At 67.8% G+C, this 14,500-nt stretch carries 14 protein-coding genes and 1 pseudogene; 9 read left to right on the top strand and 6 right to left on the bottom strand.

Going from position 1 to position 14,500, the window contains the following annotated elements; genetic code table 11:
* Window positions 1-60 precede the first annotated feature (60 nt).
* From ABD768_RS38135 to ABD768_RS38110, 6 genes and pseudogenes are all read left to right on the top strand, one after another.
* Window positions 61-354, top strand: a pseudogene (locus ABD768_RS38135) (extracellular solute-binding protein); the annotation flags it as partial.
* Window positions 254-952 (top strand): extracellular solute-binding protein, encoded by a 699-nt coding sequence (locus ABD768_RS38130; RefSeq protein ID WP_344849087.1) that lies wholly within the window; start codon window positions 254-256, stop codon window positions 950-952. The pseudogene ABD768_RS38135 and the gene ABD768_RS38130, both read left to right, overlap by 101 nt.
* Window positions 949-1,845 (top strand): carbohydrate ABC transporter permease, encoded by an 897-nt coding sequence (locus tag ABD768_RS38125; RefSeq protein ID WP_343983709.1) that lies wholly within the window; start codon window positions 949-951, stop codon window positions 1,843-1,845. The genes ABD768_RS38130 and ABD768_RS38125 overlap by 4 nt, the downstream gene beginning before the upstream one ends.
* Window positions 1,842-2,669, top strand: coding sequence for a carbohydrate ABC transporter permease (locus tag ABD768_RS38120; RefSeq protein ID WP_344849083.1), 828 nt, complete (start codon window positions 1,842-1,844; stop codon window positions 2,667-2,669). The genes ABD768_RS38125 and ABD768_RS38120 overlap by 4 nt, the downstream gene beginning before the upstream one ends.
* A gap of 22 nt (window positions 2,670-2,691) precedes the next feature.
* Entirely contained in the window at window positions 2,692-3,750 is a 1,059-nt protein-coding gene (locus tag ABD768_RS38115) for a glycoside hydrolase family 130 protein (RefSeq protein ID WP_344849082.1), read from the top strand.
* Window positions 3,747-5,807, top strand: coding sequence for a hypothetical protein (locus tag ABD768_RS38110; RefSeq protein WP_344849080.1), 2,061 nt, complete (start codon window positions 3,747-3,749; stop codon window positions 5,805-5,807). Before ABD768_RS38115 ends, ABD768_RS38110 begins: the two co-directional genes overlap by 4 nt.
* On the opposite strand, the gene ABD768_RS38105 is transcribed toward ABD768_RS38110, so the two are convergent.
* From ABD768_RS38105 to ABD768_RS38085, 5 genes are all read right to left on the bottom strand, one after another.
* The gene (locus tag ABD768_RS38105; protein ID WP_344849078.1) at window positions 5,797-6,831 is read right to left on the bottom strand and encodes an aminoglycoside phosphotransferase family protein; all 1,035 of its coding nucleotides are present in this window, start codon (window positions 6,829-6,831) and stop codon (window positions 5,797-5,799) included. The two genes, ABD768_RS38110 and ABD768_RS38105, sit on opposite strands and share 11 nt — an antisense overlap.
* A 10-nt stretch (window positions 6,832-6,841) precedes the next feature.
* Window positions 6,842-7,528 carry a helix-turn-helix transcriptional regulator gene (locus ABD768_RS38100; protein ID WP_344849077.1) on the bottom strand — a complete coding sequence of 229 codons (687 nt, stop codon included), beginning with the start codon at window positions 7,526-7,528 and terminating at the stop codon, window positions 6,842-6,844.
* Window positions 7,529-7,585: 57 nt separating this feature from the next.
* Window positions 7,586-8,524 (bottom strand): VanW family protein, encoded by a 939-nt coding sequence (locus tag ABD768_RS38095; protein WP_344849075.1) that lies wholly within the window; start codon window positions 8,522-8,524, stop codon window positions 7,586-7,588.
* A 124-nt stretch (window positions 8,525-8,648) separates the two neighbouring features.
* A complete protein-coding gene (locus ABD768_RS38090) occupies window positions 8,649-9,455 on the bottom strand; it encodes an Rv3235 family protein (RefSeq protein ID WP_344849073.1) in 807 nt (268 codons plus the stop codon).
* A gap of 1 nt (window position 9,456) precedes the next feature.
* Window positions 9,457-11,199 carry a LysM peptidoglycan-binding domain-containing protein gene (locus tag ABD768_RS38085; protein ID WP_344849071.1) on the bottom strand — a complete coding sequence of 581 codons (1,743 nt, stop codon included), beginning with the start codon at window positions 11,197-11,199 and terminating at the stop codon, window positions 9,457-9,459.
* A gap of 167 nt (window positions 11,200-11,366) precedes the next feature.
* Here ABD768_RS38085 and ABD768_RS38080 point away from each other — a divergent pair, with 167 nt between their 5' ends.
* A complete protein-coding gene (locus ABD768_RS38080; RefSeq protein WP_343983736.1) occupies window positions 11,367-11,912 on the top strand; it encodes a hypothetical protein in 546 nt (181 codons plus the stop codon).
* 170 nt (window positions 11,913-12,082) lie between these two features.
* Here the strand turns inward: ABD768_RS38080 and ABD768_RS38075 are convergent, their stop codons facing one another.
* Window positions 12,083-12,331, bottom strand: a complete 249-nt coding sequence (locus ABD768_RS38075; protein WP_344849068.1) for a helix-turn-helix domain-containing protein — start codon at window positions 12,329-12,331, stop codon at window positions 12,083-12,085.
* Between the two features lie 213 nt (window positions 12,332-12,544).
* On the opposite strand from ABD768_RS38075, the gene ABD768_RS38070 reads away from it, so the two are divergent.
* Window positions 12,545-13,201: an SAF domain-containing protein gene (locus ABD768_RS38070; RefSeq protein WP_344849066.1), complete on the top strand. Its 657-nt coding sequence runs from the start codon at window positions 12,545-12,547 to the stop codon at window positions 13,199-13,201.
* Entirely contained in the window at window positions 13,201-14,463 is a 1,263-nt protein-coding gene (locus ABD768_RS38065) for a CpaE/TadZ family protein (RefSeq protein ID WP_343983745.1), read from the top strand. The genes ABD768_RS38070 and ABD768_RS38065 overlap by 1 nt, the downstream gene beginning before the upstream one ends.
* The last annotated feature ends 37 nt before the right edge of the window (window positions 14,464-14,500 follow it).

Below are 14,500 nucleotides of genomic sequence, written 5' to 3'. Positions count from 1 at the left end.
TGCCTGATCTTCAACACCTCGCCCGCGTCCGTCTCGCAGTTCCAGAAGCAGGGTGGCCTGGTGGCGCTCGACAGCTTCTCGGACGGCAAGTCGTACGTCGAGGAGCGGTCGGGCAAGGTCGCCGAGCAGTACAAGTCCACCGACGGCAAGTACTACCAGCTGCCGTGGAAGGACAACCCGGTGATGATCTTCTACAACAAGAAGATCTTCGCCAAGGCCGGTATCGACGCCGTGAAGCCGCCGCTGTCGACCTATGACGAGTTCCTCGCCACGTCGCGCAAGCTGGTCTCGTCGAAGGCGGCCAAGGTCGCGATCTACCCGGCGCCGAGCAACGAGTTCTACCAGTCCTGGTTCGATTTCTACCCGTTGTTCGCGGCCGAGACCGGTGGCAAGCAACTCCTTGTCGACGGCAAGCGCCGACAAGCTCGCGTCGCAGGAGAAGTACACGGGCGACTCGTTCGTCGACGGCACTTCGGCGATGGCGATCGTCGGGCCGTGGGCGATTGCGACGTACAAGGGGAAGGTCGAGTGGGGCGCAGTACCGGTGCCGACGTCGGCCGGCAAGCCTGCCAACGAGACGTACACCTTCAGCGATGCGAAGAACGTCGCGATGTACTCGGCCTGCAAGAACCGTGGCACGGCGTGGGACGTGCTGAAGTTCGCGACCAGCAAGGAGCAGGACGGCAAGCTGCTGCAGGGCACCGGCCAGATGCCGTTGCGCGCTGACGTGGCCGGCACCTATCCGGAGTACTTCGCGAAGAACCCGGACTACAAGCAGTTCGCCGACCAGGCAGCCCGGACCGTCGAGGTGCCGAACGTGCCGAACTCGATCGCCATCTGGCAGACCTTCCGCGACGCCTACTCCAAGTCCGTGATCTTCGGGCAGCAGGACCCGGGCGCGGCCCTCGACGGCGCCGTCCAGAAGGTCGACCAGCTCGCCTCGGGGTCATGATCCGCCGCCGGCTGGGCGCAGTACTGGGCAAACAGCCGATCGGTACCGCGTTCGTCACGCCGTACGTCGTGTTCCTGGCGGTGATCTTCGCCTATCCGCTCGGATTCGCCGTCTACATGTCGTTCCACGACTACTTCTTCACCGCGCCCGGCGCGATCGTGGACCGGCCGTGGGTCGGCTTCGCGAACTACGCGACGGTGCTGTCGGATCCGGCGGTGCGGCGCTCGTTCGTGAACGTCGGGATCTTCCTGGTGATCAACGTTCCGCTCACCGTCGTCTTGTCGCTGGTCCTCGCGTACGCCCTGAACAGCGCGATCCGCTGGCGGACGTTCTTCCGGGTCAGCTACTACGTCCCGTACGTCGCGGCGAGCGTCGCCGTCGTCGGGGTCTGGCTGTTCCTGTTCAACTCCAACGGGCTGGTCAACTCCGTGCTCGGCCCGCTCGCGCCCGATCCGTCCTGGCTGGTCAACTCGAAACTGGCGATGCCGACGGTGGCGTTGTACGTGACCTGGAAGCAGCTGGGATTCTTCATCCTGCTCTATCTGGCCGCGCTGCAGAACGTGTCGAAGGACCTGTACGAAGCGGCGTCGATGGATGGCGCCGGCCGGCTGAAGTCGTTCTGGAACGTCACCGTGCCGGGGGTGCGGCCGGCCACCACGCTGGTCGTGCTGCTCGCCACGGTGACGGGGGCGAACCTCTTCACCGAGCCGTACCTGCTCACGGGTGGGGGTGGACCGGACGGTCACTCGGCCTCGCCGGTGCTGATCATGTACCAGAAGGGGATCGAGCAGGGCAATCCTGATGTCGGTTCCGCGATCGGAGTGCTGCTCGTGATCGGCGTACTGCTGCTGGCCCTGGCCGAACGTCGCTTCGTGGGGCGGGAGGACCGATGAGGAAGTCATGGTTGCGGTTCGTGCTCCTGCTGATCGGAGCTTTCGTCTTCCTGTTTCCCTTCTACTACATGCTGATCGGGTCGTTGCAGACCGAGCCGGATCCGTCGGTCAAGGGCGCGTTCCCGAATCCGTCGAACCTGACCGGGCACAACTACGTGGAGATCAACGCGGCGATCCATCTGGGGAAGTCGTTGCTGAACTCGGGCATCTTCACCGGCGGGGTCATCCTCGGCACGTTGGTCTTCGGGGTGCTGACCGGGTATGCGCTGGCCCGGCTGCAGTTCCGTGGCCGGGGGATGGTGTTCAACCTGATGCTGCTGGTCCAGGTGGTGCCGTTCCAGTTGCTGACGATTCCGCTGTACGTGATGATCGTGCGCAGCTACGGGCTGGCCGATTCGTACCTGGGGATGATTGCTCCGTTCGCGATCAACTCGACCGCGGTGTTCGTGTTCCGCCAGTACTTCCTGCAGTTGCCGCAGGAGCTGTTCGACGCGGCCCGGATCGACGGGGCCAACGAGCTGAACATCCTGTGGCGGGTGGCGATCCCGTTGGTGAAGCCGGCGCTGCTCACCGGCGTACTGCTGACCTTCATCGGGCCGTGGAACGAGTTCCTCTGGCCGTTCCTGATCACCAAACAACAAGACCTGCAACCGCTGGCTGTCGCGTTGTCGAACTACCTCACGACGGTATCGGCGCGAGCGGCCAATCCGTTCGGCGCTGTGCTGGCCGGGGCCTGTGTGCTGGCCGCTCCGGCGGTCGGGTTGTTCATCGTCTTCCAGCGTCGCTTCATCTCGTCCAGCCTCGAATCCGGGGTCAAAGGCTAGTTTCTGTTGAGAGGTTCCTGCTGTGACTGTTCCCTATACTTTGACGCGCCTCGGTGTCGTGATGACGCCGGAGCCGGGCAACTCGCTCGAATCCGAAGGGGTGCTCAATCCGGCCTCTGGCCATACTCCTGACGGTCAGCTCTACCTGCTGCCGCGATTGGTTGCGCCAGGCAACGTATCTCGGGTCGGGCTGGCTGCGGTCGAGCTGACTGACGGCGTACCGACCGGTGTGCGTCGTGAAGGCATCGTGCTCGCGCCGGACGAGGGCTGGGAGCGCGGGCTCAACAACGCCGGGGTCGAGGATCCGCGGGTGACGTGGATTCCTTCGCTGGGCAAGCACGTGATGACGTACGTGGCCTATGGGCCGCTCGGACCCAAGCCCGCGCTCGCGGTCTCGGATGACCTGCGTACTTGGCAGCGGCTCGGGCCGTTGCACTTCGAGTACCAGGCGTCGTTGGACACGGACCTGAACCTGTTCCCGAACAAGGACACGGTGTTCTTCCCTGAACCGGTGCCGGGGCCGGACGGGTCGCCTTGTTATGCGATGTTGCATCGGCCGATGTGGGACCTCGGGTGGTTCCGCGAGGGTGAGGGTGTGCATCTGCCGGCTGGGGTGAAGGATGACCGGCCGGGGATCTGGGTTTCGTTTGTGCCGGTCTCGGAGGTCGAGCGGGATCTGCGCAATCTCGTGCATCTGCGGGAGCACCGGCTGGTGGCGATGTCGGAGTACCCGTTCGAGGAGCTCAAGATCGGTGCTGGCCCGGCGCCGCTGCGGGTGCCGGAGGGGTGGCTGGTCATTCATCACGGCGTGACGGGGGAGCAGCCGAAGGGCTTCGATCCGACCACGCAGAAGGTCAGCTATGCGGCCGGCGCGCTGCTGCTGGATCCGCTCGACGTAACGCGGGTCCTCGATCGCACGGCGGAGCCGATCCTCGTGCCGGAGACCGAGGAAGAGCGGATCGGCACGGTCGGCAACGTCGTCTTCCCCACCGCCATCGAAGAGGTCGACGGCGTCCACTACGTCTTCTACGGCATGGCCGACGCAAAAATCGGCGTAGCCAGACTGGACCGATTGACATGACCCTCACCCGCCGAACCGTCCTCGGCACCTCCCTAGCCGCCGCTACCACCTTGGTTACCGCCGGCGCTTCCGCATCCGCCACCGCGAAGGCTTCTGGCATCGGCACCGCCTCGACCACTGCGATGTCTAGCGCGACCTATGGGCCCCTCACCAATCTCGCTCACCTCGACTACCTCGGGGCCGCGGTCTCACCTCCGCCTGCCGAGGGCCACTCGACCTACGGCTCAGGACCAGTCGGCGTGCTGTGGACCTACGCCGACCGCCGCGACGACGGCTCATACGCCCGCGTCGGCGGCGGTGCCTACGACCCCGCCACCAACACCTACGGTCAAGGCGCCTTCAACGCCGACGACCTAGCGCGAGCAGCCGTCGTCTACCTGCGTCACTTCCAGCTCCGCGGCGATGCGCACAGTCGGGTCAAGGCGCACGGGCTGCTCCGCGCCTTGACCTTCCTGCAGACGGCTACCGGCCCCAACGCCGGCAACGTGGTGCTGTGGATGCAACCGGACGGCGCGCTCAACCCCAGTGCCGACCCCGTGGAGCTACCGGACCCATCGGACTCCGGCCCGGCGTACTGGCTGGCTCGGACGGTCTGGGCGCTGGGGGAGGGCTATGCCGTCTTCCGCTCGGTAGACCCAGGGTTTGCCGCGTTCCTGCGTGAGCGACTCGAGTTGGCGATCGCTGCGCTGGAACGCCAAGTACTGGTCCGCTACGGCACCTGGAACATCGTCGACGGCCGCCGCGTACCAGCCTGGCTCATCGTGGCCGGTGCCGACGCCACCTCCGAAGCCATCCTCGGCTTGGCCGCCTACGTCCGCGCAGGCGGCTCCACCCGAGCTCGCCGCGCGCTGGAACGCTTCTCCGAGGCAGTAGCCGCCATGGCAGCTGGAGACACCCAGACCTGGCCGTTCCGCGCCCTGCTCCCGTGGGGCGAGTCGATCTCCGACTGGCACGCCTGGGGCGCCCAGATGCCCTCCGCCCTGGCCGCCGCCTCAGCCGTACTCCGCAAGCCGCATCTCCTGACCCCTGCTCTAGGTGACGCAGCCGGCTTCACCCCACTGCTGATGACCGCCGGCGGCCCCGACAACGGCTGGCTCCCCGCGCCCATCGACCGGACCCAGATCGCCTACGGCGTAGACGCGCGCCTACAGGCACTCCTCGGAGTAGCCACCGCCGCCAACCGTCCCGGCCTCCTCCAGGTCGCCACCTTCGTAGCAGCCTGGTACTTCGGCGCGAACCGCGCAGGCGCACCCATGTACGACCCAGCAACCGGCCGAACCTACGACGGCATCTCCACCGAGGGAGTCGTCAACCGCAACTCAGGCGCCGAATCCACCATCCACGGCCTCCTCTCCATGCTCGCCCTGGACGCCCACCCGACGCTGGCAGCCCAAGCCCGCCTCCTGGGCCCCACCACCCGCACCCTCTCCGGCCTCCACACCCTCGAAGCCGAATCAGCAACCCTCACCGCCGGCGCCGCAGTAGTCACCCCACCGTCCCCCTGGACCGGCGAATCCCAATGGAGCAACAACTCCTACGTAGCCTTCCCCTCAGGCAGCAAGGCCCAGTGGACCCTGGCGCCAAGCGACCAGCCGCAACTAGCTCTACCCATCGTCGACGTAGTACCTGATCGCCAAGCGGGCCGAACCAACTGGTCAGCCGACGGCCATCCCCTCGGCTCCATCAACCACGGCACCGGAGGCCCGCAAGGCATCTCCGCCGCCCCCGGCGCCCTCCTCCCACGCACCCTCCCCACCTACCTCCCCGCAAATGGAACCCTCACCGCAACAGCTTCCGGTTCCACCGCTCTCCGCGTGGACGCAATCCTGCTTCTGCCTTTGGTCTCGAGGCTTCAGCTGAGCTCGGCGTCGTCCACCGCCATCCTGCTGACCAGCGTCGACACCCATCCGCGCTCGCACGCGGTGACTGTCGGATCGGCTCGCCGGAGTACCGTCTCCGCCTACGACAAGTCCGGCGCCCTCAAGAGCCGGTTCACCACCACCGCCCGGACCTTCGAAGCCCCAGTCCGACCCGGAGGCTTCACCGTCATCCTTTGAGCGCCTCCGCACACCAGTCAGCGACCCACTTCAACGCGAGTCCACGCTGCTGGAAGAGGTACCGGCTGTCAGCCTCCTGGTGATAAGCCTTGTGAGACGAGTCGGACGCCCGCCCGAGCAACCCGGGCAGGAGCCATGCGTACTTGACGGCCGACGCCATCACCGACCGCCGTGCGACGTCCGCCTCGCCTCGCCACCCACCCTCCCGAAGCCCCTCGAGATAACTCTCGATGCAGGTTTCGGCCAGCTCCGGCAACCGCTCAGCCGGCCAGAACAGATCGAACACCGCATCGGGAATGTGATTGCCGATGTCCTCCCCGACCGCGCCGTCCCCACAGAAAGCCCAATCCAGCAAGGCGATCTCGCCATCCGCCCGCCGGATCGCATTGCTCACCCAAAGATCCAGATGACACCCCGCCCGCGGCGCCTGCTCGACGATCGTCAGCAGTTCATCCCGCTGAGCAACCACCCGCTCCCAACCCTCCCGGAGCCCCGCCGGCCAATTCTCAGCCACCAACGGCTGCCGCCACGCCGCATCGTCGGACAACAACCCCCACGGCACCTCACGGCTGGTCGAGTACTCCCGCAGAAACCCCACCGAAGTCCAGTCCCGAACCACCGCCGGCCGAGCCTGCCACCGCCCCACAGCCCGAGCCAACGCCGCATGATCCGCCAACCCGAACTCAGTCCCCGCAAGCCCAGCAACATCCTCCAGATAGAGCACCGCCCCACCCGCAACCTCCTCCACCTCCGCCGCAGGCAACACCAGCCCAGTGCCGTCGAGCCGCGCGCGCACCTCGTCGTCGAGATAGACCTCGACTTCTCGCCGCCAGTAATTCCAGTGCCGAGGATCCATCGACGCCGCCCACGGCCGACCGGCCGACGGTTGCGCCGGCTGACGGAGTTCTTTGCGGATGTAGGTGCTGCCGTCCTCGCGGGTGATGCGTTCGACGGTGGCGGTGACTGCGTTCAGAGGATTGTGGCGGAGCGTCGTGGCTGTACCAGGCTCGCGCGAAAGGCTCATACAGCGATTGTCAGGCCAGCAGAGTCCGCGGCGGCACCCCGGCCAGCGCCGTCACCTCGCGGGTGAAGTGCGCCTGGTCGGCATACCCGGTCCGCGCCGCCACCTCCGCGAGCGACAGTCCCGTCCGCGCCCGCTCCAGCGCGAGGTTCAATCGCAGTACCCGATCCAGCATCTTCGGCCCGTACCCAAAAGCGTCCAGGCACCGCCGGTACAACTGCCGCTCGCTCAACCCCACACTCCCCGCCAGCGCCCGTACGCCGACCCCGCGCCGAACCTCACGCAGCACCTGCCCCACCAACCGATCCGGCGGCCCGTCGAACAACCCGCCCGCCGCCTCCTCCAAGGCCACCCCCGGATCGGCACCCCTCCCGATCCGATCGGCCAGCCGCCGGCTCCGCGCCGGTGACCAGACGTCAGCCAACGGCACCAGCGAGTCCAGCACCTCCCGAGCCGGTACGCCGAAGAACCCCGGCGCAGTCCCTGGCGCGAACCGCAGCCCGGCGAACCGGACCCCAGCCTCAGCCGCCCCCACATGCGCCCGGCTGTCAGGCCCAGCCACCGCCAACTCGCCCTCGATCCAGAGCAGGTCCATGCACCCGTCCGGCAACACCCGATACTCGCTGCCATCGGCCGTACGGGTCCACAGCACAGCCCCCGGCAGCGCTGCCGGCCGCTCGCGATAGGCCCCTGCGTCCATACCCCCGAGTCTGCAACCCCGCACCGACATTTTCACGCGGGGGATCGGGAAATCAGGTCAGCTGGCCGGTGGGTACTGCCGGAGGTCGACGTCGATGACGTCCACGCCGGTCGGCATGTACTTGACCAGGGCAACGTTCTCCTTGAGCAGCTCCTCGCCGATCGCCGCGCCGGTCCGGCGGTCGATGACGGTGCGCCAGATCTCGTTGCGGCGGAAGTACTCGGTGCCGGCCCGCAGGAACCGCTCGCCGCGGGCGAACACCCGGTACGACGAACTCGTCGATCGCTCGGCCAGGATCTCGCCTTCCAGGTACCGCTCGCCGACGCCGACCCGGAGCTGGAACGTCTGGTCGGTGTCGTTGCGGAACTGGAAATCCACGTAGTTGTAGACGATGCTGCAGCCGACACCCCAGGGCAGCACGCGGCCGTTGTCCGGGAACGGGTCGAAGCTGTGGTTCGACCGCTGCGTCACGGTGAGCGGCGAGTGCAGGACCATCCAGTGCAGCAGGTTCGCGAGCTGGCAGATGCCGCCGCCGATCCCTGGCTTGGCCTGGCCGTTGGACAGTCGCATGCCCTTCACATAACCCTTGCGACGGGTCGCGTTGCCGACCAGCTTGTTGAAGGAGAACGTCTCGCCGGGCTTGATCAGTACGCCGTCGACCTGCTCACAGGCGAGCTTCAGATTGGTCACCTTGTTGTGCTGCATCCACATCTCGGTCTCGCCGAGCTGGCGCAGCAGCAAAGACTTGTGCCGCTTCACACGGACCGGCAGGTCCACTGCTCGCCGGTCCCGCGCGTACGGCGTACTGGACCTCATCCACTCGATCCGCCGCCGAGCCCGGTGGTACCGGACCGCGACCGGATAGAGCGCGGGAAGCCGCTGCGACCAGCGTCGCTCGCCAACTCGAGGCAACACCCGAGCCAGTTCCGCGGGAGACAGTTCAGCTGGTGTGGCGGTGTCCGCGATGGACAGGGTGCTGGTGGTGCTCTTCTGCATTCGTTCCCCCGGAACGGACTGGATCGATCCCCTAGACCGATCTCGCAACGCTACGCCCGGCCATGCGACAGCTCAGTGACAGTGAATGCACGATCGGGTTGCATGGGGTGTGACGCCGCGAACCTCAGCCAAGTTCGAGCGCCGTGCAGACCCAGCGGTTTCTGTGCACTTCCAGGCGAAGCGCCATCGCGCGGGAGCGGTCGCCGTACCGGACATGAGCCGAGACCTCGGCAACCTCGGTGGCCGGCGTCGACACATGCACCGACCGCACCGCACTACGCTCCTTGGCGCTCCGCCCGGTCGCGGTCGTCGTCAGCCCCAGCACCCGAACCCTCCGATTGAGGTCGCTGAACACCACGGTGTCGGTGAACCGAATCAACTGCCCGATCGGCCGGTCCCCCGCAAGCACCTCAGCCACCGCCTGCACCAACCGCCCAGCCCAAGCCTGCGCATCAGGCAACGAGGGCCCACCCCTCACCAACCGCAAAACCGGCGGCGCCGGCACAGGTTGGTAGTCCGGCGCCTCGTCATACCGCAGAGCCAAAGCCCCCTGAGTCACCGGCCCGGTCGGCCTGCCTGGCGCGGCAGCATTGGCCCGCCGCCGCGCCGCCAGCACATCCCGCCCAGCCGGCCCGACCTCAGCAGCCGAGCCCTCCCCAACATCAGTGCTTGCCCCACCGCCGGAACTCTCCTCAACGCCGGAACCCTTCTCAACGCCGGAACTCTTCTCAACGCCGGAACTCTTCTCAACGCGGGAACTCTTCTCCACGGCAGAGCTCTTCCCGTCGGTGCCGGCGCGCTTGATGCGAGAGCTGGCCTTGTCGGTCAAGGCGTTCCCGGCCGTGGGCGTGTTCAGAGCACCAACAACTCCTTCGACCGCAGGAGTGTTCTTGGCGGTGGGGACGGGGGGGAGTTTGGGGTGGTTGCTCATGTCACTTCTCCTGGTGGGTTGGCGGCACGGGATGGCCGGGTGCCGGTGGGTTGAGCACCTGGCCGGGGAGGATCAGGTCGGGGTTGGGGCCGATGAGCTGTCGGTTGGCCTCGTACCACTGGGGCCAGCGAGCTGCGATGGCGTCGGCGGATGCGCCGGGGCCGAGCTCGGCGGCCGCGATCGACCAGAGTGAGTCGCCCGTCTTCACCACATGCGACGCAGCACGCGCCAGCCGCCCGGACTGCAGATGCGTATACCGGGTAGGAGCCCCACTAGTAGGCCGATCCGGAACCGCAATCTGCCCAGTCACCGGTACTCCGGGACGGTCCGTTCCCGCACGCCCTGCCTGCGGCCCGCCGGAACGCTCTGCCCGTGGCCCGCCGGAACGCCCCGCCGTAGGGTGCTCGGTCTCCGGCAACCCGGTGTGCCCGGTCGCGGTGCGCCCGCTGCCCGGCCCGGTATGTCCGGTGGTGGTGCGCCCAATGCCCGGCCCGGTGTGTCCGGTGGTGGTGCGTCCACTTCCCGGTACGCCGGTGGAGCTGGTGGCCGGGTCCGGTACTTCGGTACGGATCGTGGGGGAGCCAGGCACTCCGGTGTGTCCGGTGGTGGTGGGGCCCGGTACTTCGGTACGGCTCGTGGTGGACCCCGGTACTTCGGTACGGCTCGTGGTGGACCCCGGTGCTTCGGTACGGCTCGTGGTGGGGCCCGGTACTTCGGTACGTCCGGTTGCCGCGCGTCCGGTCTTGTCCGATGTTGCGGTGCGATCGGCCGGGGGCTGCTTCGTGGGCGCCGGGCTGCTTCGAGTTGGTGGCTGAGCGGGGTGGTCCGTCTTGCCAGGAGTTGCCGGGGTGGCTGGTGTGCCTAGCTGGACGGAGGACGGCTTCTCGGGGGTTCGCCAGTCGGTGGGTGTCCCGTCGCTCACCTCAACGGTCGAGCCGGGCTCGACGGAACTCCACGGGCGGGAGCCTGCTGGCGGCTCCGAACCCGAGCCGCCTGACGCAGCCGGAGCGGCTGAAGTGGCGGGCAGAGGCTGGGTGGTCAGGTTGGCGTCGGTGACCTTGACCGTCGACTGGGGCTCAGTTGAGTCCCAGGGGCGGGAATCGGCTGGGGTGCGGGGACTGGTGGGGCGGAGCTCGATGGTGGATTGAGGTTCGGACGTGGTCCAGGCTCGGGTGGCGGTGGTGCGGGGCTGGGGGGCAGTGGCGGCCCGCAAGGCAGAGGTGGTGGCGGGCCAGGGGGTGGAGATGGTGCCGGGGTGGGAGGTGGCGCCGGGGTGGGAGGTGGAGGTGGTGCCGGCACTGGGGGTGGTGCCGGGGTGGGAGGTGGAGGTGGTGCCGGCACTGGGGGTGGTGCCGGCACCGGATTGGGGGGCGGGAGCGGTGGAGTGGTGGGGGGCCGGGGTGGCGTGGGCTAGGCCGATGGTTAGTGGGGTTACGGCTGCTACGCCTAGGGCGGAGCGGAGGAGGGCTCGCGAGCCTTGGGATGTGATTTGGGTGGCTACGAGGGAGGCGCCTCGGCCGAGCGCGCCGGGGAGCTGTTCCAGGACCGTGGCGATGACGGCTACGGCTAGCCAGCAGTAGGCGAGCCAGGCGACTGCGCCGATGGCGACGGCGGCCATCGAGGTGAGGTCTGCGGCGGTGGCTGCCTCGAGCGAGCCCGCGGTGACCCAGTGCAGGAGGAGGCCGATACCGGCCAGCGCGGCGAGCGCGATCAGCCCTTTCAGTCCACGGATCGTTGCGTTCATCCGTTTTGACCTCCGACCTATGAGTTTGCGTGAGTTTGCTTTGGCTTGATCAATATAGACCTGCCTAGACCGGTCTTGGCAAGTCGAAAATCGTCGATCGGCGTCACGGAGTGCGAAGGCAGTCGACTCAGAGTGGTGATGACCGCGCGGGCGGGTAGGTTCGCGGCATGCGCCTGGAAGCCCTGTTCGAGGACCTGGAGTCACAGTTCGAGGCCCTGCAGGACGGCGATCTGTACGGCGAGGTGGCGGACCGGATCCGCGCCGAGGTCGGCAAGATCACCGTCCTCGACCGCCTGCGAGGCGCCGTCGGGACGGTGATCCGGGTGGAACTGAGGCACGCAGAGCCGGTGCAGGGCACGCTCAGCCGCGTCGGCAAGGACTGCTTGTTGCTAGAGGCTGAGCGCTACGAGGAGTGGCTCATCCCCGACACCGCACTCACTGGTATCCACGGGCTCGGCCCATTCGCAGAGCCGGCGGAGGGAGCCGTCGCAGCCAAGCTCGGTCTCGCGCATCTGCTGCGCGGGATCGCCCGCGACCGTTCGCCGGTGACCCTGTACGCCGGCGCGCATCCGCTCACCGGAACGATCGACCGGGTCGGCGCCGACTTCCTCGAGATCGCCGAGCACCCCCTGGACGCGCCACGCCGGCGTACCGAGGTCTACAACTCCCGCCTCGTCCCCACTCAAGCCCTCGACGCCGTCCGCCGCCGCTGACCCACCCCCAACGTGCCAGAACACCTCGTCGCAGCGCCGACCGTCCAGGCCTCGGGCGACTTTGTGCTCGATGTGAGCGTTTCCGCCTGCCCCGAACGCTCAGGTCGAGCACAAAGTGGGCGCGACGACACTGCGGGTGAGCGATGGAGCGGGTCGGCCGGCTGGGCGGGTTAGAGCTGGGCGTCTTCGGTGGTTTCGGCTTCTTCGCCGAAGGGGTGGGAGTCGATGAACTGCTTGGTCTCGGTGTAGAGGCGCTCGATGTACTTCTCCAGCTCGGACGACTCCACCCGCCACTGGCCGCGGCCGCCGATCTTCACCGCGGGGATGTCGCCCCGGCGGACCAGGGCGTAGACCTGGTTGGCCGAGATGTTCAGGACCTCGGCGACGTCGGACAGCTGGAGGAAGCGTGGAGCCGGCATACGCGCTAGATCCCTTCGAGAGGTCGGTTGCTTCAGTTTGCCACGGTTGACATCTGGATGACCCCGTTTGTCCCCAGGCCCCGCCGCCCTGTGGATGACGGTCAGCGCCGGACCGCCGGACACGGCAGAATGTCGGTCGCCGAGGGCAACCGAGCGCGATCGCCCGCAATCAATCGGTGACCGATACAAATCGAAATCTGGGGAGTGTTCCGAGTGGCCGACAGTCCTGTGCTGCGGAGTGGGTTCGCGGCGCCGTCAACGCCGACCCTGCGGACCCGGCGGGCGCGCTGGAAGGACGGTCGCCTGCTGCTCGGCGTACTGCTGGTCGCGATCACCGCGCTGGCCGGCGCCAAGCTGCTGTCCTCGGCCGACGACACGACCGCGGTCTGGGCCGCCAAGCGCGACCTGCCGATCGGCCAGACCCTCACCGGCGACGACCTGACCACCGTCAACGTCCGCTTCACCAGCGACGCCGCCGCGGGTCAGTACGTCACCGCCGACGCCGACCTCAAGGGCCTGATCGTCACCCGGCCGGTCACCAAGGGCCAGTTCGTACCGCGCGACGCCGCAACCCCCAAGACGGACAGCGAGCGCACCGAGCTCCCACTGTCGGTCGCAACCGGCCACCTCCCGTCCGACACGGCAGTAGGCGACCACGTCGACGTCTGGGTGGTCACCAAGGACGCGCCCGCCCGGATGCTCTGGACCGAGGTCCGCGTAGTACAGGTCGACCAGGTGAAGGGCGTATCCGGCAGCTCAGCCCGCAGACAGGTGCTGATCGCGCTCGAAGCCAACGACGTCACCAAGCTGTCCGCAACCCTCGCCCTGCTCAACAACGGCGAACCAGTCCTCATCAGGCGGGGCAGCTGATGTCCGTCCCCGTCCTGCTCGCCGTCACCGGCGCGCCCTGGGAAGCAGACGTCGTACGCCGTGCCGAGCGCGCCAACGGCATCCGCGTAGTCCGCCGCTGCGTCGACATCGCCGACGTGATGGCCGCGGCCGCCAGCGGGCAAGCACGAGCCGTGGTGCTCGCAGAGGACCTCCCCAGGCTGACCTCCGACGCAGTAGCCGCCCTCCACGCCAGGCACATCGCAGTGGTCGCCTTGGTCGACCCCTCCGACAACGGCGAACCCTCAGGCGCCGAGGACCGCCTGAGCCGGATGGGTATCGAGCGCATCCTCCCCGCCGACGTCAGCGCGGATGACCTCGGCCGGGCGATTATCGACGCCGTCGAGTCAGGCCCGCCGGCAACCGTCTCTCACTTCGCCGGCGGCTTCGTACCGTTCAACAGCGAGTCCCCACCCAACCCTGAGCCCTACGGCCAAGGCACCGGCCGGATCATCGCCGTCTGGGGCCCCACGGGAGCACCGGGCCGCAGTACGGTCGCCGTAGGACTCGCAGCGGAGTTGGCCGCACGCCAAATCCCCACGCTGCTGGCCGATGCCGACGTGTACGGCGGCACGGTCGCCCAACTGCTCGGCATGCTCGACGAGACCTCAGGCCTGGCCGCTGCAGCGAGATCAGCAAGCGGCGGCTCCCTAGACGTAGCAGTGCTCGCCCGGCACGCGAGACAGGTCGGGCCGAACCAACTGGTCCTCACCGGCCTCAGCCGCGCCGACCGCTGGACAGAGCTGCGTCCCACCGCAGTCGAGTCGGTCTGGTCGACGGCCAGGATGCTCGCACCCTGCACAGTGGTCGACGCAGGCTTCTGCATCGAGAGCGACGAGGAGATCTCCTTCGACACCCTCGCCCCACGCCGCAACGGCGCGACCTTGGCAACGCTCGAGGAGGCCGACGAAGTGGTCGTGGTCGGGACAGCCGACCCGGTCGGCCTCACCCGGCTGATCAGGTCCCTCCACGAGCTCAGAGCGGCCGTACCAGGTGTCAATACCCGGGTAGTGGTCAACAGGGTTCGCTCAGGGTCGCTCGGGAGTTCCCCGGCCGACGCAGTGACAGAGGCCCTGACCCGGTACGCCGGGGTCGAGCCTGCCGCGCTGCTCCCCTTCGACCAGGCGGCCTGCGACGCTTCCCTGTCGCACGGCCGGAGTCTGGTGGAGGCGGCGAAATCCAGCAAGCTCCGTAAGGGAATGCAGCAGCTGGCAGCCGGGGTAGTCAGGGATCTGTTCAGTTGAAGATAGGGGGTTAACCCCACCGACAAGGCCCTGGTCC

Origin of the sequence: Kribbella ginsengisoli (assembly GCF_039537185.1) — a bacterium.
GTDB classification, from domain to species: Bacteria; Actinomycetota; Actinomycetes; order Propionibacteriales; family Kribbellaceae; genus Kribbella; species Kribbella koreensis.
Note: the sequence above shows the minus strand (reverse complement) of the source record. Positions and strands in the feature narration are given on the sequence as shown.